The organism is Streptomyces sp. QH1-20 (assembly GCF_041283565.1).
Classification (GTDB): domain Bacteria; phylum Actinomycetota; class Actinomycetes; order Streptomycetales; family Streptomycetaceae; genus Streptomyces; species Streptomyces syringius.
Genome location: NZ_CP166299.1, coordinates 3,507,781 through 3,527,627 on the forward strand (window position 1 = coordinate 3,507,781; position 19,847 = coordinate 3,527,627).

The 19,847-nt window shown below is 71.6% G+C and carries 13 protein-coding genes; 4 read left to right on the plus strand and 9 right to left on the minus strand.

Going from position 1 to position 19,847, the window contains the following annotated elements; all coding sequences use genetic code 11:
* Positions 1-56 precede the first annotated feature (56 nt).
* Genes AB8O64_RS15650 through AB8O64_RS15660 form a run of 3 tightly spaced genes read right to left on the minus strand, consistent with a single transcriptional unit; the run spans position 57 to position 3,617 of the window.
* Complete coding sequence (locus AB8O64_RS15650) at positions 57-1,190, minus strand: acyl-CoA dehydrogenase family protein (RefSeq protein ID WP_370419728.1); 1,134 nt, start codon at positions 1,188-1,190, stop codon at positions 57-59.
* 2 nt (positions 1,191-1,192) lie between these two features.
* Positions 1,193-2,362 carry an acyl-CoA dehydrogenase family protein gene (locus tag AB8O64_RS15655; protein WP_370419729.1) on the minus strand — a complete coding sequence of 390 codons (1,170 nt, stop codon included), beginning with the start codon at positions 2,360-2,362 and terminating at the stop codon, positions 1,193-1,195.
* Positions 2,363-2,369: 7 nt separating this feature from the next.
* On the minus strand, positions 2,370-3,617 hold the full coding sequence (locus AB8O64_RS15660; protein WP_370419730.1) for an amidohydrolase family protein: 1,248 nt from the start codon (positions 3,615-3,617) through the stop codon (positions 2,370-2,372).
* 156 nt (positions 3,618-3,773) lie between these two features.
* Here AB8O64_RS15660 and AB8O64_RS15665 point away from each other — a divergent pair, with 156 nt between their 5' ends.
* Positions 3,774-5,351, plus strand: a complete 1,578-nt coding sequence (locus AB8O64_RS15665) for a class I adenylate-forming enzyme family protein (RefSeq protein WP_370419731.1) — start codon at positions 3,774-3,776, stop codon at positions 5,349-5,351.
* A 33-nt stretch (positions 5,352-5,384) separates the two neighbouring features.
* On the opposite strand, the gene AB8O64_RS15670 is transcribed toward AB8O64_RS15665, so the two are convergent.
* Positions 5,385-7,904: a protein kinase gene (locus AB8O64_RS15670; protein ID WP_370419732.1), complete on the minus strand. Its 2,520-nt coding sequence runs from the start codon at positions 7,902-7,904 to the stop codon at positions 5,385-5,387.
* Positions 7,905-8,068: 164 nt separating this feature from the next.
* Entirely contained in the window at positions 8,069-10,075 is a 2,007-nt protein-coding gene (locus AB8O64_RS15675) for a protein kinase (RefSeq protein WP_370419733.1), read from the minus strand.
* Between the two features lie 114 nt (positions 10,076-10,189).
* Here AB8O64_RS15675 and AB8O64_RS15680 point away from each other — a divergent pair, with 114 nt between their 5' ends.
* Complete coding sequence (locus AB8O64_RS15680; RefSeq protein ID WP_370419734.1) at positions 10,190-11,365, plus strand: serine hydrolase domain-containing protein; 1,176 nt, start codon at positions 10,190-10,192, stop codon at positions 11,363-11,365.
* 101 nt (positions 11,366-11,466) lie between these two features.
* On the opposite strand, the gene AB8O64_RS15685 is transcribed toward AB8O64_RS15680, so the two are convergent.
* A complete protein-coding gene (locus AB8O64_RS15685) occupies positions 11,467-13,173 on the minus strand; it encodes a glycerol-3-phosphate dehydrogenase/oxidase (RefSeq protein WP_370419735.1) in 1,707 nt (568 codons plus the stop codon).
* Between the two features lie 340 nt (positions 13,174-13,513).
* Between AB8O64_RS15685 and AB8O64_RS15690 the strand changes: the two genes are divergently transcribed.
* Positions 13,514-14,785: a nucleotide sugar dehydrogenase gene (locus tag AB8O64_RS15690; RefSeq protein WP_365205253.1), complete on the plus strand. Its 1,272-nt coding sequence runs from the start codon at positions 13,514-13,516 to the stop codon at positions 14,783-14,785.
* 145 nt (positions 14,786-14,930) lie between these two features.
* Here the strand turns inward: AB8O64_RS15690 and AB8O64_RS15695 are convergent, their stop codons facing one another.
* Positions 14,931-16,085 carry a rod shape-determining protein gene (locus tag AB8O64_RS15695; protein ID WP_130879041.1) on the minus strand — a complete coding sequence of 385 codons (1,155 nt, stop codon included), beginning with the start codon at positions 16,083-16,085 and terminating at the stop codon, positions 14,931-14,933.
* A gap of 207 nt (positions 16,086-16,292) precedes the next feature.
* Here AB8O64_RS15695 and AB8O64_RS15700 point away from each other — a divergent pair, with 207 nt between their 5' ends.
* Positions 16,293-16,898, plus strand: a complete 606-nt coding sequence (locus AB8O64_RS15700) for a hypothetical protein (protein WP_370419736.1) — start codon at positions 16,293-16,295, stop codon at positions 16,896-16,898.
* Positions 16,899-17,003: 105 nt separating this feature from the next.
* Here the strand turns inward: AB8O64_RS15700 and AB8O64_RS15705 are convergent, their stop codons facing one another.
* Together AB8O64_RS15705 and guaB are read right to left on the minus strand one after the other, a co-directional pair.
* Positions 17,004-18,131: a GuaB3 family IMP dehydrogenase-related protein gene (locus AB8O64_RS15705; protein ID WP_365373573.1), complete on the minus strand. Its 1,128-nt coding sequence runs from the start codon at positions 18,129-18,131 to the stop codon at positions 17,004-17,006.
* Positions 18,132-18,251: 120 nt separating this feature from the next.
* The gene (gene guaB / locus AB8O64_RS15710) at positions 18,252-19,754 is read right to left on the minus strand and encodes an IMP dehydrogenase (protein ID WP_130879038.1); all 1,503 of its coding nucleotides are present in this window, start codon (positions 19,752-19,754) and stop codon (positions 18,252-18,254) included.
* Between the last annotated feature and the right edge of the window lie 93 nt (positions 19,755-19,847).

Consider the following 19,847-nt stretch of genomic DNA (forward strand, 5'->3'; position numbering starts at 1 on the left):
TATCGACGCTGCGTGATCGCTTATTAGTGACATACCGGGCATTTCGGTCACAATGCTCACTCAGAGCTAATTTCGACGTTCGCGGCCACCTCGCCCTGGCCGGTCGACAGGCCTCCGGGGAATTCGGTCAGGAGTTCCTCCGCGAGCCCTTCTTCGGCCTCGGCCGCCGACTGCCACTGTGCCGCCCTCACCCAAGCGCGCTTGAGGTGCAGATGAACGTCCGCGTCCCAGGTAAACCCGAATCCGCCGTGTAGTTGCAGGCAGTCACGGGCATTACGGACAGCAGCCGTATCGGCGAGCAATTTCGCCTGGGAAACATCACCGAATGTCACTGTCAGTGATGCGGCATAGACGCTGCAGCGGGCGATTTCCGCACGGACGAACATACGGGCGCAAAGGTGCTGCACCGCTTGGAAGGCGCCGACCGGGCGGCCGAACTGCGATCGGGCCTTGACGTGCGCGACCGCCATCTCCATCGTGCGCAGGGCGCTGCCCAGTTGCAGGGCCGCCGTCAACAGGGTGGCTTCCCCCCGCAGTCGGACGACGTCGGGGGGGCCGGCAGGGATCGCTCCCACGTCGTCCGGCAGTTGGCTCACGAGGTGCAGCGGTGTCGTCGGGTCGACCGCCCGCACAGGCCGGGCCCCCAGCGCGCGTGGGAGCGCCACCGTGTCTGCGCCCGGGGCCGGATCCGTTCGCAGGATCCGGAGGGTGGCGCGGTCCAGCAGGAGGACGGCATCCGCCGAGGCGAGGTGCTCGACCGGACCCGGCCGGTCCAGCGCCGTCACCAGCGCCCGTCCTTCGGCCGCGCCCTCCACCAGGCCCGCCGCGAGATGCGTGGCGACCAGCGGGCCGGGCAGCAGAGCGCGCCCCGCCTCTTCGAAGACGAGCACGGTCTCCGGCAGGCCGAGGCCGGTCCCACCGTGCTCCTCGGGCAGCCTCAGGGAGAAGAAGCCGGCGTCGCCCAGTTCCCGCCACAGCTCCCGGACCGAGGCACCGTGCACCGTCGAGCCTCCCGGACTCCCGGCACCGACCGGACCGACCGGCTCACCCGGCTCACCCGGCCCACCCGGCCCACCCGGCCCACCCGCGTCCACCATCGCCCGAAGCCGCTCCCGGGGGAACAGCGCCGCCAGGAGCTGCCGTGTCCCTGTCCGTAGGGCCCGTTGGTCGTCGCTCAGCCGGAAGTCCATGATCAACGACCTTTGGGCAGGCCGAGGATGCGCTCGGCGATGATGTTCTGCTGGATCTGGGACGTCCCGGCGGCGATCGTGTAGGAGAGGGCGGAGAGGCGGTCCGCCGTCCACGGGTGCCCGGCGTCCAGCGCTTCCGGGCCGATGACGTCGGCGGCCGCGTCGTACAGTTCCTGTCGCGCCTCGGAGTAGCGGAGCTTGAAGACGGACCCGCCGACGCCCGGCACCGCGCTCCCGCCCTCGGGCGACGCCCGCTCGGCCTCGCTCACATTCCACTGCGTGAGTCGCCACAGTGCACCGAATTCGGCGTTCAGCCGCCCCAGGCGGCGGCGCAGGACCGCGTCGTCCCACCGGCCGTTCTCCTTCGCCGTCCGGGCCAGCCGGGCCAGGGTGCGGCGGCAGGCGACGACCTCGCCGACGAAGGCCGTGCCGCGCTCGTACGAGAGGGTGACCATGGTGACGCGCCAGCCGTCGTTCTCGGCGCCGACGCGGTACGAGAGCGGTATCCGCACCTCGTCGAGGAACAACTCGGCGAACTCGGTGGAGCCCGCGAGGGTGCGCAGCGGGCGGACGGTCACCCCGGGGGTGTCCATGGGCAGGGCGAGCCAGGAGATCCCCCGGTGCTTGGGGGCCGAGGTGTCCGTACGGACGAGCAGTTCGCACCAGTCGGCGACCTCGGCGTGCGAGGTCCAGATCTTGCTGCCGGTGACGACGTACGCGTCGCCGTCCCGGACCGCTCGGGTGCGCAGTGAGGCCAGGTCGGAGCCGGCGTCCGGCTCGGAGAAACCCTGGCACCACACTTCCTCGCCGCGCAGGATCGGCGGCAGCCAGCGCGCCCGCTGCTCGGCCGTTCCCTCCGCGGCGATGGTGGGCCCGGCGTGCAGGAGGCCCACGAAGTTGGCACCGACGTAGGGCGCGCCCGCCAGCTCCGTCTCCTCCAGGAAGATCAGGTGCTGGGTGGGGGTGGCGCCTTGTCCCCCGGCGTCGGTGGGCCAGTGCAGTCCGGCGTATCCGGCGTCGTACAGCGCGCGTTGCCAGGCGCAGTCATAGGCGCGCCGCGCCGGCCAGTGATCGGGCGGCGGCTTCGCGGGCAGCTTCGGCAGTGTCTCGCCCAGCCATGTGCGCAGCCGTCGCCGGAACTCTTCCTCTTCCTCGGCGAAGGTGAGATCCATGGGGCTCTCACCCGGCCGGTCGATCGGGCCCGGGCGCCGGCGGCCCCACGCGCGTATCCGGGGCGCGGTCATCCAGATCCAGGCCGAGCATCCGGATCGCGTTTCCCCGCATCACCTTGTGGACGGTTTCGTCGTCCAGGCCCTTCATGTGGTCGAGTGCGACTTCCTTGGTGTGCGGGAAGGTCGAGTCGACGTGGGGGTAGTCGGTCTCGAAGGTCGCGTTGTCGCGGCCCACCACATCGAGTGAGGCGACCCCGTGTTTATCGCGGAAGAAACAGCAGAAGATCTGCCGGTAGTAGTAGGTGGAGGGCGGTTCGGGGATCAGATCGCGCACCCCGCCCCAGGCCCGGTGCTCCTGCCATACGTCGTCGGCGCGCTCCAGGGCGTAGGGGATCCAGCCCATTTGCCCCTCGCTGTAGGCGAGTTTGAGGCTCGGGAATCTGACGAGGACGCCGCTGAAGAGGAAGTCCATCATCGACGCCATGGCGTTGTTGAACGACAGGGACGCCTGCACGGCGGGCGGCGCGTCCGGGGAGGCGGCGGGCATCTGCGAGGACGAGCCGATGTGCATGTTGACGACGGTGCCGGTGTCCTGGCAGACGGCGAAGAAGGGATCCCAGTACCCGGAGTGGATGCTGGGCAGTCCGAGGTGGGTGGGGATCTCGCTGAAGGTCACGGCCCGTACGCCGCGGGCGGCGTTCCGCCGGATCTCGGCGACGGCGAGGCCGACGTCCCAGAGGGGGATGAGGCACAGCGGGATCAGCCGCCCTCGGCTGTCGCCGCACCACTCCTCGACCATCCAGTCGTTGTAGGCACGCACGCAGGCGAGCGCGACCTCCTTGTCGTGCGCCTCCGCGAAGGTCTGCCCGCAGAAGCGCGGGAAGGTGGGGAAGCAGAGGGACGCCTCGACGTGATTGAGGTCCATGTCCTTCAGGCGTTCCGCCGGGTCCCAGCACCCGGGGCGCATCTCCTCCCGGGTGATGCCCTCCAGGGTCATGTCGTCACGGTCGAAGCCGACGGCGGCGATGTTGCGCTTGTACGGGAATTGGAGGTCCTCGTAGACCCACCAGTCGGTGGGCGGCCCTTCGGGGTCCATGGTGATGACGTACTTACCGGCCACGTAGGCGAGTTCACCGATGCCTGCGGTCAGGGCGCGGGGGCCGCGGGATCGGTATGCGGCGGGCAGCCAGGTCTCGAAGAGATGGGCGGGTTCGATCACGTGGTCGTCCACGCTGACGATGCGCGGCAGATCCATGAGGGGCTCCCTCTCGCTTACCCGACGACGCGGTTCCAGCGTTCCTGACGCTCCATCAGATTCGAGGTTAGTCCGCGCCCCCTGGACCGACAAGCCGGGTCGCCCCTACGCTTCCCGCCACACCTGACAGATCGTCAGCCCTACGGGAGGCACCTCATGGCCGGCACCGCCCCCGATCTGGTCACCTCCCGCACCCTGTGGCAGCTCCTCGACCGCCGGGCCGCGCTCACCCCGGATGCCATCGCCCTCATCCAGGCCGACGAGCCGGCGGCCGAGGGCACGGCTGCCGACCGGCGGCTGACCTTCGGGGAGCTGCGCGGCCGCGCGGAGCGCGTCGCCGCCTGGTTGCACGGGCTGGGCGTACGGCCGGGCAGCCGGGTCGCCTGGCAGCTGCCCACCCGTATCGAGACCGTGGTCCTGGCCTTCGCGCTGGCCCGGCTCGGGGCCGTACAGACCCCGCTCATCCCCTTCTACCGCGACCGCGAGGTCCGCCACGCGCTACGGGCGACCCAGGCGGAGTTCTTCGCGGTGCCGGGTGTCTGGCGGGGCTTCGACCACTCCGCGATGGCCTACCGCCTCGCCCTCACGCTGCCGTCACCGCCCCTCGTCCTCACGGCCTACGACGACCTCCCGGAGGCGGACCCCCGGGCACTCCCGCCCCCTCCCACCGAGGGCACCACCGTCCGCTGGATCTACTGGACCTCCGGCACGACCTCCGAGCCCAAGGGCGTGCTCCACACGGACCGGTCCCTCATCGCCGCCGGCGCCTGTCTCGCCGACGCGCTGCGCCTGACCTCCGACGACGTCGGGTCCATGGCCTTCCCCTACGCGCATGTGGCCGGCCCCGACTACACCGTGATGCTGCTGCTCCGGGGCTTCCCGAGCATCCTCCTGGAGCACTTCGCCCTGCCGGGCTCGCTCGACGCCTACCGCCGCAACGGCGTCACCGTCGCCGGGGGATCCACCGCCTTCTACGCCCTGTTCCTCGCCGAACAGCGCAAGGACCCCACCCGCAAGCTCATCCCCACCCTCCGCCTCATGGCAGGCGGTGGCGCGCCGAAGCCGCCCGCGCTCTACCACGAGGTGGTCGACGAGCTCGGGTGCGCGCTCACCCACGGCTACGGCATGACCGAAGCGCCGATGATCACCATGGGGTCGCCGGACGACACGCCGGAGCAACTGGCCACCACAGAGGGACGCCCTCCGGCCGACATGCGGATCCGCGTCGTCGACACCGACGGCAAGCCGCTCCCGCCCGGCACGGAAGGAGAGATACGGCTGCGCGGAGAGGCCGTCTGCCAGGGCTACCTCGACCCCGCCCACACCGCCGAGGCCTTCGACCCGGACGGCTTCCTCATCACCGGGGACCTCGGCCGGCTCACCATCGAGGGCCACCTCGTGCTCACCGGCCGCACCAAGGACATCATCATCCGCAAGGGCGAGAACATCTCCGCCCAGGAGGTCGAGCGGCTGCTCCACGAACACCCCGCAGTCGAGGACGTGGCCGTCATCGGCCTTCCCGACGATGCACGCGGCGAGCGGGTCTGCGCCGTGGTCCAGCAGCCACCCGGCGCCGAACCACTGAGGCTCGACGACATCACGGCCCACCTGCGGAGCGCGGGACTGTCCGTGCACAAGATGCCCGAGCAGCTGGAGCTCGTCGACGAGCTGCCGCGCAACGACACGCTCCGCAAGGTCCTCAAGTACAAGCTGCGCGAACGCTTCTCCGACTGACGGGCCGCTTGCAGGACTGCTCGGCAGCAGCGCTCAGCCCGTGAACCGGTAGGTGGACCTGGCCTGGTCGAAGAAGCCGTCCACCGAGCGCTGCCCGTCCATCGGGCCGATCACCTGCACCACGTGATAGCGGCCCGCCAGGATCATCGCGGCGTTGCGCACGTAGACCTGGCGGCCGCTGCTGTCGTTCCAGTTGAACGTGCCCTCCGCCATCGCCCTCTTGCCGACGTCGATACGGCGCAGTCCGGAGGCGCCCGACCAGGAGGAGGAGCGGTAGGGCTCCAGCTCGGGCTCCTTGCCCTGGTAGGCCAGCGGATCGCCGCCGAACTCCGACACCTTGTCCCGGCCGGGCACCACGATCAGCTCGTAGTCGCCGCCGACGTAGACGACCTGGCCCCGGTCGTTCTCGCCACGGCGCTGCCAGTCCTCGGCGACGGCCACGGAGAAGCCCCTGGGGTCCTGGCGCAGGGTGTAGCCCTTGGCGACGCCATGGGGTTCGGTGGTGCGCGCCTCCTGTGTGCCGGAGCGGTCGGACTGGGCCGTCCTGCCGTTCGTCCCCGGCTGGTTGGGGACGGCGCTCCGCAGCCCCGCCGTGCCCGTACGGTCCGTCTGCCCCCGGTCCGCGCTTTCGTCGGCGCGCGGCATGAACAGCAGCGCGTACAGCACCGCGCCGGCCAGGAGGAGCAGGATCAGGCCGAGCAGCAGTCGCCCGAGGTGCCGGGGTGAGCGCTGCGCACCCCCTCGCCGCTCCCGGGTCCGCCCCGTGGAGCCCATGGAGCGAGCCTTGCCCTGCGACGCGGCCCGGTCGTCACCACGGTCGGGAACCGGCCGCCCTCCGGGGGCCTCCTCGTCCCACTCGCCGAGCTCCTCCGCCGGCAGCTCCCCGGCCGTCTTCTTGTGCCGCCCGTGCACGGGCGCCGGGTCCACGGCACCAAAGCCGCGGCCTCGACGGCGGCGTACGAGCTCGCCGCGCCGCCGGATGAGCGGCAGCCGACGCGGGTCGGTGGGGAGGCTCGCGCCGATCGACGGCACGGTGACCGTCCGGCTGCCGAGGTCCGGCTCCGGCGCCGAGCGGATCAGTGAGCGCAGCCAGCCGCGCAGTTCCTCGCACTCGGGACGCTCGGTCGGATCCTTGCGCATGAGCGACTCGACCACGGGGCGGAGCGCTCCGCATTCCTCGGCGTAGGCGGGCGGTTCGGCGCAGACGAGCTGCACCAGCTCGGCCGCGCTCTCCTCCGGGTACGGGGCATGGCCCTGCACCGCGCGGAAGAGCAGCACGCCCAGGGCCCACAGATCGGCGGCGGGGCCCACGGGAGGGGCGAGCTGCCAGCTCTCCTGCACCGGATGGGCCTGCTCGGGTGCCCAGCGTTCGGTGACGGCACCGACCACCACCATGCGCGCCTGCCGCGCCCGCTCGGCGGCGAGCGCGCTGCCCGGCCCGGCGGTGCGCGACCAGCCGCCCGTGCCGCGCTCGCGGCCGTTCTGCGCGGGGACGGGCGCGGCGGCCCCACCGGCGGTGTCGCCCTCGCCCCAGGTGGACGAGGTGGTCGACGGCCGGCGGGTGGTCTCCGCTGCCGCGCGGGCGGCAGCGGCCCGGGCGCCCGCGCGGTACGCGGCGATCGCCCCGGCGCGGGGCGCCCGGTCGTCCGGGGCGGCGTCCTGCTCGTGGCCGCCCGCCCGGCCTCCGGCCACCGACCCCTGCCCCGGGGCCGGCTGGTCCGGGAGCCGTGGGTACGGGGAGCCTGTCGGGGCGGTCCCCGCCTGTCGCGGCGGGACCACCCCGGCGCGGGGCGTCGCGATCGCCGCACGTCCGCCCGTCGCGGCACCTGGCTGCGGTCCGGCCTGCCCCGCGGAGTCACCACCGGCCCCCTGCCCGGCGCCGAGCGGTCCGACCGCGCCGCCCGGGCCGACCGGGACGGGGTCGTGGCCGCAGAGGGCCTCCTCCGCCGCGCCCGCGGCGAGGCCGGTGAGCATGGCACGGCCGTCGTCACAGATGAGGACGGTGCGGGGCGTGATGTTGCGGTGGGTCCAGCCCTGGGCGTGGAGGGCACGCAGCGCGGTGAGGACGTCGGCGGCCACTTCGGCGGCCCGGTGCGGTGAGAGTGTGCGCTCGGCGAGCAGGGCGGCCAGAGGGCGGGCCGATACCAGCTCGCTGATGATCCATAGGCTGCCCGCCTCGACGAAGACGTGGAAGACCTGGTCGAGACGGGGATGGTCGGGGAGTTGCGCGGCAGCGGTGGCGGCGACCAGAGCCCGGCGCACCGCCGGATCACCGGGCCCCTGGCCCGTCAGCCCGCCCGTACCAAGAACCTCGGAGCGGCCACCTTCGGCCCCGTGACCGTCCCCGGTCCTGACGGCGCGTTCACCCTCGTACGGGCCGTCGTTGCCCAGGACTTCCGCGTCGACGACCTCCGGCAGGGGGATCTGCCGGATGAGGACTTCCTGGCCGCTGTACGTGTCGTAGGCCCGCGTCTCCACCAGTTCGAAGGCGTCGGACGGCGGCAGCGGCAGGCGATAGCGGTCGGCGAGCACCCGACCCGCATAGTCGTCCACGACGCCTCCCCAAGCGCGCGATCCACACCATCGCTCGAATGACCATCAAAGTCGGTCATTTAGCTGCTTATTGCGGCTGCGTATGGTTCACGGGGACTCACGATACGTGCCGAACCCGTCTCTTCGGGCGCGTACGGCTCAGTATGTGACGGGGCTCCGGTCGCTCACGCGGGCTGGAACGTCTTGAACGCCGTCTCCCGCAGCTTCTCGCACTCCGAGTCGGACCACTTGCCCTTCTCGCACGTCACCATGATGGCGTAGCCACGCTTGTCGTCCACCTTGAAGCCCCGGTTGACGACCTGGACGCGCTTGTCCTTCTGGTCGCGCTCGAAGGTCCAGTCGGCGATGGTCGGGTAGTCGTGACCGTCCCAGTCCTCGACCTCTTCGACGCCGAGGCCGCGGTAGTTGGGCATGCCGCCGCTCTTGGCGGCGGAGTCGGAATCGCGCCAGGCCGCGGCGGCGTCCGAGCCCGGGTGGGAACCGAAGTCGACCTGGAGGCGCGGGAAGCCACCCGACTGGCTGTAGATCGCCCCGGAGTGGGCCCCGGCGGTGCCCGTCTTCCGCCACCCCTTGGGCATGGCGATGCTGAAGTGGTACTCGGCGTTCTTGACCGCCGTGTATCCGTCGGGCAGGTCGTCGCCGTCCGAGGACGCGTCGTCCTCGTCCTTCGAGGTGTCGCCGTTGTCCTTCTTGTCCTTGCCCGTCCCGGGTGACGCGGCGTCCGCGCCCTTGGCACCCTGTTCGGTGAGGGAGGAAGTGGCCTTGTCACCGACGGATTTGGACGTGCCGCCCTTGGTGCCGCCCGTGGCGCCCTTGTCGTCGCCGTCACTGTTCAGCGTGATGGCGAGCACGGTGCCGATGATGGCCAGCACGACGATGACCGCCACGGCCAGCAGCGTGCGACGGGACACGACGTCCGTGATGGACGCCCGCCCGGGACGGGCGGGGTGGGCGCCGCCGCCGCTTCCGGACCGGCCGAGGCCCGTCTGCCGCTGGGCGGACGGTATGGAGGGCGCGGGCTTCGCCGGTCGGGCCGGCTTCGCGCCGGTGCCCGAGGCCGCATCCCGGACGGACTTGAACGCGCCCCGCATCCGGTCGCCCGCCCCGTCCGTCGCGCGCGAGCCGGCAGCCGGGGCGGCGGAGGCACGGGTGTCGCCCTTGCGTGAGCCCGACGCCGAAGCGGACGCCGAGCCCGCACCCGCCGCCGCTCCCGTACCCGCCCCGGAGGACGGACGGGTGCCGGAGCGCATCTCGGCGGGGGACGGCAGGGCGATCGCCTGTGTGGCGTCCAGGGCCGGGGAGGCCTCGGGGGCCTTCGGCAGCCGTTCGTCGGGGGCGTTGACCGCATCGGTCAACAGGGCCCGGGCACCGGCCTCGTCCAGGCGCTTGGCCGGGTCCTTGGCGAGCAGTCCGTACATGACGCCTTCGAGCGGACCCGCGTTCCGCGGGGGGCCCAGCGGCTCGGTCATCACGGCGGTGAGGGTCGCTATGGCCGACCCCTTGTCGTACGGGGGGACGCCCTCGACCGCCGCGTACAGCAGGCCGCCCAGCGACCACAGGTCCGCCGGCGGGCCGGGCTTCTGGCCGCGCGCCCGCTCCGGGGATATGTACGAGGGGGCGCCGACCAGCATGCCCGTCGAGGTGACCGACGGGTCGCCCTCGACCTGGGCGATGCCGAAGTCGGTGAGGACGACACGGTTGTCGTCCGCGATGAGGACGTTGGACGGCTTCACGTCGCGGTGCAGGATGCCCTGGCGGTGGGCCGCGCTCAGCACGTCGAGGACGGCCAGTCCGACCTCCGCGGCCCGTCGCCACTTGAGCGGTCCGTCCTCACGGATGACATCGGCGAGCGAACGGCCCTCGATGAGCTCCATGACGATCCACGGGCGGTCGTCCTCGTGGACCACGTCGTAGACGGTGACCGCACCCGCACTGCGGATCCGGGCGATGGCCTTCGCCTCACGCAGCGTGCGCGTGATCAGACGGCGCTTCTCGTCCTCGTCGATGTTGGCCGGGAAGCGCAACTCCTTGACCGCGACGGTGCGCCCGAGCGTCTCGTCGGTCGCCCGCCAGACCGTACCCATGCCGCCACGACCGAGGATGCCCCCGAGGCGGTACCGCCCGGCCAGGAGGCGCCCTGCCGTGCCCTGCGTCTGCTCCGCCTCCGACATGCGTCCCCTCTGGCAATCAGCTCTGCGACCAACCGACCCTGGCAGAGCGACCATTGTCTCTCATCCACGGACCGGTGGAAGGCCAGGGTCCGAGTGCCCATGGATGATGAGCACATGTCGACGCACACCGCCCTCGTGCGCCTCGCCTCCACCATGACCGCCCTGACCTGCGCCGTGACGGTATCCGTGGGGTCGGCGGGCAGTGGCACCGCCGCCCGGCCTCCTGTCCAAGACCTCGTTTCCCCGCGAACGGTTCCCGGTGCGGCACAGCTGTCACAAGACGCTCATGGGGTCCGGTTCCACACGGCGGGCGTCGCGGACGTACGCACCGGTCGCCCCATCCGCCCCACGGACCGCTTTCGGGTCGGCAGCATCACCAAGACCGTCATCGCCACCGTCACCCTCCAGCTCGCCGCCGAGCGCAAGCTGGACCTCGACGACCCGGTCACCGCGCACCTGCCCGCCCGAACCGCCGCCCTGCTGCCCTGCCCCGGCGACAGCGACAGCCGTACCCCCGGCTGCCGGGTCACGGTCCGCCAACTCCTCACGCACACCAGCGGGCTGTTCTCCTACACCGACGACCGTGCTTTCTTCCGTCGGTTCTTCGGTCCGGGCTTCACCGCGCACCGTTTCGAGACCCACAAACCCGACGCACTGGTACGGACCGCCCTCGCGCATCCGCCCTACGCGGCCCCCGGTGAGCGGTACCGCTACTCCAACACCGACTACCTGCTCCTCGGTATGGTCATCCGTCAGGTCACCGGCCACTCCTACGCCACCGAGGCCTACCGGCGTGTCATCGCCCCCTTGCACCTCACCGGCACCAGCTTCCCCGGCACGCGCACGAGGCTGCCCTCCCCGCACGGCCGCGCCTACACGACGACGGGCACGACTACGGGCACACCGACGAGCAGCGACCGCACCGCCGACGCCACCGACCTCAATCCGTCCTCGGCGGGCGCGGCCGGCGAGCTGGTCTCCACCCTCCCCGACCTCAACCGTCTCTTCGGCGCCCTGCTGCGCGGCACCCTTCTGCCCGCACCGGCGCTGCGGCAGATGCGGGACACGACGGACGCCTACGGCCGCTACGGCATGGGGCTGTTCCCCGTGCGGCTGCCCTGCCACCGCACCCTGTGGGGCCACAACGGCGAGATCAGCGGCTCGTACGTACAGACGCTCGGGACGACGGACGGGCGCCACCTCGTCAGCTACCGCGTCAACAGCGACGCCCCCGTCGACCCGGCGGCCGAAAGGGCCCTCCTGACCGCCGAGTTCTGCCCGAAAGCCTGACGAACCGGACGCCCGGACGGGACAGGCGGGACCGGACAGGCAGGACCGGACAGGCGGACCGGACATCCGGCACCACACCGCATCGACCGCATCGCACCGCCCTACAGCGGCTGCACCTCGGGGGCGCCCAGCCGCGCCGCGTCCGCCGTCTGGTCGTCGGGCTGCCGCTGCGACTCGCGCTCCGCCTCCACGCGCTTCTCGTAGTGCTCGACCTCCTTGTCGGTCTGCGCCCGGTCCCAGCCCAGCACCCCGGCCATCAGCTCGGCGGCCTCCCGCGCGCTGCGCGTGCCCCGGTCGAAGGTCTCGATGGAGATCCGTGTCCTGCGGGTGAGCACGTCGTCGAGATGGCGGGCCCCCTCGTGGGAGGCGGCGTAGACGACCTCCGCCCGCAGATAGTCCTCGGCACCGCCGAGCGGCTCGCCCAGCTTCGGATCGGCGGTGACGAGGTTCAGCACCTCGTCGACCATCGAGCCGTAGCGGTTCAGGAGGTGCTCGACGCGCGCCACATGGAGGCCCGTGCGCTGTGCCATCTGCGCCCGGCCGTTCCACAGGGCCCGGTAGCCCTCGGCGCCCACCAGCGGCACGTCCTCGGTGACGCACTCCGCGACCCGCTGGGCCAGACCGTGCACCGCCTCGTCCACGGCGTCCTTCGCCATCACCCGGTAGGTGGTGTACTTCCCGCCCGCCACGACCACGAGCCCCGGTACCGGGTGGGCGACGGTGTGCTCGCGCGAGAGCTTGCTGGTCGCGTCCGACTCCCCCGCCAGCAGCGGGCGCAGCCCGGCGTACACGCCCTGGACGTCGTCGCGGGTCAGCGGCACGGCGAGCACCTCGTTGACGTGCTCCAGCAGGTAGTCGATGTCGGCGCTGGAGGCAGCCGGGTGCGCCTTGTCGAGGTCCCAGTCGGTGTCGGTGGTGCCGATGATCCAGTGCCTGCCCCACGGGATCACGAACAGCACGCTCTTCTCGGTGCGCAGGATCAGCCCGGTGGTGGAGTGGATGCGGTCCTTGGGCACGACGAGGTGGATGCCCTTGGACGCCCGTACGTGGAACTGTCCGCGCTCCGCGATGAGCTGCTGGGTGTCGTCGGTCCACACCCCCGTGGCGTTGACGATCTGCCGGGCGCGGACCTCGAACTCGCCGCCCTGCTCCAGATCCTTCACCCGGGCCCCGACCACCCGCTCCCCCTCGCGCAGGAAGCCGACGACGCGCGCCCGGTTGGCGACGTCCGCGCCGTAGGCGGCGGCGGTGCGCACCAGGGTGGTGACGTAGCGCGCGTCGTCCATCTGGGCGTCGTAGTACTGCAGGGCGCCCACCAGCGCGTCCTTCTTCAGGGCGGGTGCGACCTGCAGCGCGCGCTTGCGCGTGAGGTGCCGGTGGGTGGGCAGCCCCCGCCCGTGGCCCGAGGAGACCGACATCGCGTCGTAGAGCGCCACGCCCGAGCCGGCGTAGAAGCGCTCCCAGCCCCGGTGCTGCAAGGGGTAGAGGAAGGGCACCGGCTTCACCAGGTGGGGCGCCAGCCGCTCCAGCAGCAGTCCGCGCTCCTTGAGCGCCTCGCGCACGAGGGCGAAGTCGAGCATCTCCAGATAGCGCAGCCCGCCGTGGATCAATTTGCTGGACCGGCTGGAGGTCCCCGCCGCCCAGTCGCGCGCCTCGACGAGCCCGGTCGTGAGCCCGCGGGTGGCCGCGTCGAGCGCGGTGCCCGCGCCGACGACGCCGGCGCCGACCACCAGGATGTCCAGTTCCCGCTCCGCCATCCGGGCGAGCGCCTCGCCGCGCTCGGCCGGCCCGAGTGTCGCTGTCCTCACTGCTGCCTCCCGATTGACCGCTCTCACTGCCGCCCCGGCGGCCGCGGCCACCGGGGGCACCAGGACTGCCGGGCACCCGTTCCCCTCCGATGCTGCACCAGATCGGCCGCTTTGGCCGTGTCGGAGACGAGCCGCGCCGCGGTAATCCCGGATAACAGTCATATATCCGCTTAACCTGATGTAACTCGTCCGGGGATCGGCCCCATCCGCCCGTGGGGCCGTCCGCCTCCCCTCCGGGCCCACCCCTCGGAAGAGCCCTCCGGGCCTCCGGAGTGCCCTCCGACCGACGCCCGCCGGGAAGGACCGGCCAGCAGGACCCCTCCGGGAAGGACCGCCCGCCATGCCCGCAGATCTCGCCGTCCTCGGACTCGGCCACCTCGGCCTCCCGCTCGCCCAGGCCGCCACGGCCGCCGGCATCGCCACCGTCGGCTACGACCCCGATCCGCACACCGTCGCCGAACTCCGCGCCGGCCGGCTGCCCACCGAGGGCGCCGACGGCTCGCTCACCGCCGCCGGCGTCCGCCGCATGCTCTCCGCCGGCTTCCGCGCCACGACCGAGGACACCGAGCTGGGCAGGGTCCGTACGGCGGTGATCTGCGCCCCCACCCCGCTCGGCGAGGACCGGGCGCTGGACCTCGGCGCCATCGGCGACGCCGCCCGCGCGCTCGCCGCCCGGCTGCGCCCGCACACCACTGTGCTCCTGGAGTCCACCGCCTACCCCGGAACCACGGAGGACTACCTCCGTCCGCTGCTCGAATCCGGCTCCGGCCTGCGCGCGGGCCGGGACTTCCACCTCGCCTACTCGCCCAGCCGCTTCGACCCCGGCAACCGGCGGCACGGCTACACCAACACCCCCAAGGTCATCGGCGGCCTCACCCCCGCCTGCACCGAGGCCGCCGCCGCCTTCTACGGGCGGATCTGCGAGAAGGTCGTCCGCGCCCGCGGACCCCGCGAGGCGGAGGCGGTCAAGGTCCTGGAGACCAACTACCGGCACGTCAATATCGCGCTCGCGAACGAGATGGCGGTCTTCTGCCACGACATCGGCGTCGACCTGTGGGACGTCGTGCGCTGCGCCGAGACCAAGCCGTTCGGCTTCCAGGCCTTCCGCCCCGGGCCCGGGGTGGGCGGCCACGGCGTGCCCATCGACCCGAACTACCTCTCCTACAAGGGCCGCAGCCTCGGCCACCCCTTGCGGATGGTGGAGCTCGCGCAGGAGGTCAACGGCCGGATGCCGCGCTACGTCATCCAGCGCTGCGCCACGCTCCTCAACGAGCACGGCAAGTCGGCGCGCGGCGCACGCGTGCTCCTGCTCGGCGTCGGTTACAAGGCCGACACCGGCGACCAGGAGGGCTCGCCCGCCCGTGAGATCGCCTCCCGGCTGATGGAGCTGGGCGCCCAGATCAGCTACCACGACCCGTACGTCCCGCAGTGGCGGGTCCTCGGCCGCCCGGTGCCCCGCGCCGACTGCCTCTACGAGGCGGCGGCCATCGCCGACCTGACGGTCCTTCTCCAGCCCCACCGCACCTACGACCTGCAAGGACTGGCGGTCAAGGCGCAGCTGCTGCTGGACACCCGCGGCGCGAGCCCCGCGGGAGCGGCACACCGGTTGTAGGGGGACCAGTCACGCGGACCACGCAAAAGGTTGATCGTTCACCGGCTGACGGCGAAACGCTCCGGGCCGACGACGAAAAGGGCCGGCCCGGCGTCTCCCTGGCGAACACCGGGGGAAGAACGCCGGACCGGCCCGCCCCGCGTCCCTACAGCCGGCCCGTCCCGAGCAGCCGGCCCGGCTGCGCGTCCAGGACCGTCCTGAGCGAGGCGAAGTCCTCGACGCAGCGGCCCGTGCCGACGGCCACGCAGTCCAGCGGCTCGTCGGCGACGAGCACCGGGATGTCGAGTTCCTTGCTCAGCCGTACGTCCAGGCCGCGCAGCAGCGCGCCGCCGCCGGTCAGGACGATGCCGCGGTCCATGATGTCGCCCGCGAGCTCCGGCGGGGTCTCGTCCAGGGTCTGCCGCACGGCCATGACGATCGCGTCCACGGGCTCCGTCAGCGCGTGCCGGACCTCGTCGGCCGTCAGCTCCAGCGTCTTGGGCAGACCACTGACCTGGTCGCGGCCGCGAATGGTGAAGCGGTCCGGGGGCAGCAGGCCCTGGGTCTCCTCCGGGTCGCCGCCGACGTCCTCCAGGCCGTCGTTCTTCTCCAGCTGCTTGGCGAGCGCGCTGAGCCCGGCCGCGGTCCAGGAGGCCGTGGGAGAAGCCGAGCCGATGCTCATCTTGATCTCCTCCGCGGTCCGTTCACCGATCGCGAGGGCGTAGTGCTTCTTCACGTACGAGGTGATGGCCGTGTCCATGGCGTCGCCCGCGGTCCGCACCGAGCGAGCCGTGACGATGCCGCCCAGCGAGATCACGGCGACCTCGGTGGTGCCGCCGCCGATGTCGACGACCATGCAGCCGGTCGGCTCGCTGACCGGCAGGCCCGCGCCGATCGCCGCGGCCATCGGCTCCTCGATCAGATGCACCTGACGGGCCCCGGCCTGCGTCGCAGCCTCGATGACCGCGCGGCGCTCGACGCCGGTGATGCCCGACGGCACGCACACCACGACGCGGGGGCGGGAGAAGCGGCGGTTGCCCGTGACCTTCTTGATGAAGTGCCGGAGCATCCGCTCGGCTATCTCGAAGTCGGCTATGACGCCGTCGCGCAGCGGCCGGATGGCCACGATGTTCGAAGGGGTACGGCCGATGGTCTCCTTGGCCTCGGATCCGACCGAGAGCACTCCGCCGTCAGCGGCGTTGACCGCGACCACCGATGGCTCGTTGAGCACCACTCCTTTCCCCCGCACGTACACGAGCGTGTTCGCCGTGCCGAGGTCGATGCCCATGTCCCTGCCGCTGAACGACTTGCTTTGTGCCATAAGTTGCCATTATTCCCTATGGTCGAACGTTTATGCGGAGTTCACAGCGGCCCGCTCGCTGTCGGTGACAGTGCGTCGGCCCGGGTCATGTCGGGGACCACCGGGTTTTCTTGTCGCGCTGTCAGGCCCGGCTGCTAGCTTGTGGCCCACGCTTCACACTCTGCAACTTTCTCGCGCTCATCTTCTTCACCCACGGGGGACACCACCATGAATCAGCCCTGGCAGCAGCCGCCGCAGCAGCCGAACCCCTACGGCCAGCAGCCGCAGCAGCCCGGCCCGTACGGGCAGCAACCCCCGCCGCCCGGCTACGGCCCGCAGCAGCCCCAGCAGCCGTACGGCATGCCCCCGCACGGCGCCCCGCAGTACGGCGCCCCCGGCGGCTTCCCGCCGCCGCCCGCGCCGGTCCGCCAGGGCAATGTGGGCCTCGCGGTGCTCCTCGGCATCGTGGCCATGCTCGTCGGAGCCGGCATCTACGGCTACATCCTCAAGGCCACCGACGGCCGCCAGATCGGCTACCTCGCCATCGGTGTGGGCGCCCTCGTCGGCGCGGCCCTCGGCAAGATCGGCGGACGCAACGCCGTCCTCCCGGTCGTCGGCGTCCTCCTCGGGCTCCTCGGCGTCTACCTCGGCCAGATATTCGGCTACTCCCTGGCGTTCTCCGACGTGGCGAACGTGCCGGTCACCGAGGTGCTCATCGACCACTTCGACATCGTCAACCAGGCGTGGAAGGAAGACATGGGCGGCATGGACATCCTCTTCTACGCCCTCGGCGGCGTCGGCGCCTTCAGCGCCGCCCGCAAGCTCGGCGGCTGACAGCAGGCCCCGGGCGCCCGACGGGCCCCGCACACGCCGAAGGGCCCGGACCGCCGAAGCGGTCCGGGCCCTCGCAGGCGTGAAATCAGCGGTCGAGGCGCGAAATCAGCGGTTGTCGTGCTGCGACGGCGCGACCGTCACCTCGACCCGCTGGAACTCCTTCAGCTCGCTGTAGCCCGTGGTGGCCATCGCACGGCGCAGCGCGCCGAACATGTTCATCGAGCCGTCCGGGGTGTGCGAGGGACCGGCGAGGATCTCCTCGGTCGTGCCGACCGTGCCCAGGTTCATGCGCTTGCCGCGCGGCACGTCCTCGTGGACGGCCTCCATGCCCCAGTGGTAGCCGCGGCCCGGCGCGTCCGTGGCGCGCGCGAGCGGGGAGCCCATCATCACGGCGTCCGCGCCACAGGCGATGGCCTTCGGCAGGTCGCCCGACCAGCCCACGCCACCGTCCGCGATGACGTGGACGTAACGGCCGCCGGACTCGTCCATGTAGTCACGGCGGGCGGCGGCCACATCGGCGACCGCGGTCGCCATCGGGACCTGGATGCCCAGCACGTTGCGCGTGGTGTGCGCCGCGCCACCGCCGAAGCCGACGAGGACACCCGCCGCGCCCGTGCGCATCAGGTGCAGCGCCGCGGTGTAGGTCGCGCAGCCGCCGACGATGACCGGGACGTCGAGCTCGTAGATGAACTGCTTGAGGTTCAGCGGCTCGGCGGCACCGGAGACGTGCTCGGCGGAGACGGTCGTCCCGCGGATCACGAAGATGTCCACGCCCGCGTCGACGACGGCCTTGGAGAACTGCGCGGTGCGCTGCGGGGAGAGCGCGGCGGCGGTCACGACACCGGAGTCGCGGACCTCCTTGATGCGCTGCCCGATCAGCTCTTCCTTGATCGGCGCCTCGTAGATCTCCTGGAGGCGCTTGGTGGCCGCGGTCTCGTCCAGCTCCGCGATCTCCGCGAGCAGCGGCTCCGGGTCCTCGTACCGGGTCCACAGACCCTCGAGGTTCAGCACGCCGAGGCCGCCGAGCTCACCGATGCGGATGGCGGTCTCGGGCGAGACGACCGAGTCCATGGGAGCGGCCAGGAACGGCAGCTCGAAGCGGTAGGCGTCGATCTGCCAGGCGATCGAGACCTCCTTCGGGTCGCGCGTACGGCGGCTCGGGACGACGGCGATGTCGTCGAATGCGTACGCCCGGCGGCCGCGCTTGCCGCGCCCGATCTCGATCTCAGTCACGTGTGTGGCCTTTCAATACTTTCCTTGGCGCTCCGTCTGCGCATACCAGTATCCCCGACGCGGCGAAGCCCGCGGCCTTTCGGTCGCGGGCTCCTGCACAGCGCGTACTGCTACCGACTACTACCGACGGGAGTAGTTCGGTGCCTCGGTCGTCATCTGGATGTCGTGCGGGTGGCTCTCCTTGAGCCCCGCCGACGTGATGCGCACGAAGCGGCCCTTGTCCTTCAGCTCCTGCACATCGGCCGAGCCGACGTAGCCCATGGAGGCCCGCAGACCGCCGATGAGCTGGTGCGCGACCGAGGCGAGGGGGCCGCGGTAGGGCACCTGGCCCTCGATGCCCTCGGGCACGAGCTTGTCCTCGGAGAGGACGTTGTCCTGGAAGTAGCGGTCCTTGGAGTACGAGCGGGCCTGGCCGCGCGACTGCATCGCGCCCAGCGAACCCATGCCCCGGTAGGACTTGAACTGCTTGCCGTTGATGAAGACCATCTCGCCCGGCGACTCCTCGCAGCCCGCGAGCAGCGAGCCGAGCATCACCGTGTCCGCGCCGGCCGCGATCGCCTTGGCGATGTCGCCGGAGTACTGCAGACCGCCGTCGCCGATCAGCGGCACACCGGCCGCGTGGCACGCCTGCGCGGCCTCGTAGATGGCGGTGACCTGCGGGACGCCGATGCCGGCGACGACGCGGGTCGTGCAGATCGAGCCCGGGCCGACACCGACCTTGACGCCGTCGACACCGGCGTCGATGAGCGCCTGGGCGCCGTCGCGCGTGGCGACGTTGCCGCCGACGACATCGACGTTGATGTTGGACTTGACCTTGGCGATCATGTCGAGGATGCCCCGGCTGTGGCCGTGGGCGCTGTCGATGACCAGGAAGTCGGCACCGGCCGCGACGAGCGCCTGGGCGCGCTCGTAGGCCTCCTCGCCCACGCCCACGGCGGCACCGACGACCAGGCGGCCCTCGGAGTCCTTCGCCGCGTTCGGGTACTTCTCGGCCTTGACGAAGTCCTTGACCGTGATGAGGCCCTTGAGCACGCCGCTCTCGTCGACCAGCGGCAGCTTCTCGATCTTGTGGCGGCGGAGCAGCTCGATCGCGTCCTCGCCGGAGATCCCGACGTTGCCCGTCACCAGCGGCATCGGGGTCATGACCTCGCGCACCTGACGGCGGCGGTCCAGCTCGAAGGCCATGTCACGGTTGGTGACGATGCCGAGCAGCTTGCCCGCCGGGTCGGTGACCGGCACGCCGCTGATCCGGAACTTCGCGCACAGCGCGTCGGCCTCGGCCAGCGTGGCGTCCGGGCGGACCGTGATCGGGTCGGTGACCATGCCCGACTCGGAGCGCTTGACCAGGTCGACCTGGTTGGCCTGGTCCTCGATGGAGAGGTTGCGGTGCAGCACGCCCGCGCCACCCTGACGGGCCATGGCGATCGCCATCCGCGCCTCGGTGACCTTGTCCATCGCGGCGGACAGCAGCGGGATGTTGACCCGGACGTTGCGCGAGACGCGGGACGAGGTGTCGACCCCGTTCGGCAGTACCTCCGAGGCGCCCGGCAGCAGCAGGACGTCGTCGTATGTCAGACCGAGCATCGCGAATTTTCCGGGCATTCCGTCGACGTTGTCAGTCATGACACCTTCCCAAATGGTCTTGCCCCAGCGCGGACTCCCATGCTAACGGCCGTCACAGGTGTCCCATTCCACGACGGCTGAGTCCCGCATCAC

What these genes read in the sequence shown, in the direction of transcription:
- AB8O64_RS15650 (WP_370419728.1), bottom strand. Translation starts at nt 1,190, where the DNA reads ATGGACTTCCGGCTGAGCGACGACCAACGGGCCCTACGGACAGGGACA.
- AB8O64_RS15655 (WP_370419729.1), bottom strand. Translation starts at nt 2,362, where the DNA reads ATGGATCTCACCTTCGCCGAGGAAGAGGAAGAGTTCCGGCGACGGCTG.
- AB8O64_RS15660 (WP_370419730.1), bottom strand. Translation starts at nt 3,617, where the DNA reads ATGGATCTGCCGCGCATCGTCAGCGTGGACGACCACGTGATCGAACCC.
- AB8O64_RS15665 (WP_370419731.1), top strand. Translation starts at nt 3,774, where the DNA reads ATGGCCGGCACCGCCCCCGATCTGGTCACCTCCCGCACCCTGTGGCAG.
- AB8O64_RS15675 (WP_370419733.1), bottom strand. Translation starts at nt 10,075, where the DNA reads ATGTCGGAGGCGGAGCAGACGCAGGGCACGGCAGGGCGCCTCCTGGCC.
- AB8O64_RS15680 (WP_370419734.1), top strand. Translation starts at nt 10,190, where the DNA reads ATGTCGACGCACACCGCCCTCGTGCGCCTCGCCTCCACCATGACCGCC.
- AB8O64_RS15690 (WP_365205253.1), top strand. Translation starts at nt 13,514, where the DNA reads ATGCCCGCAGATCTCGCCGTCCTCGGACTCGGCCACCTCGGCCTCCCG.
- AB8O64_RS15695 (WP_130879041.1), bottom strand. Translation starts at nt 16,085, where the DNA reads ATGGCACAAAGCAAGTCGTTCAGCGGCAGGGACATGGGCATCGACCTC.
- AB8O64_RS15700 (WP_370419736.1), top strand. Translation starts at nt 16,293, where the DNA reads ATGAATCAGCCCTGGCAGCAGCCGCCGCAGCAGCCGAACCCCTACGGC.
- guaB (WP_130879038.1), bottom strand. Translation starts at nt 19,754, where the DNA reads ATGACTGACAACGTCGACGGAATGCCCGGAAAATTCGCGATGCTCGGT.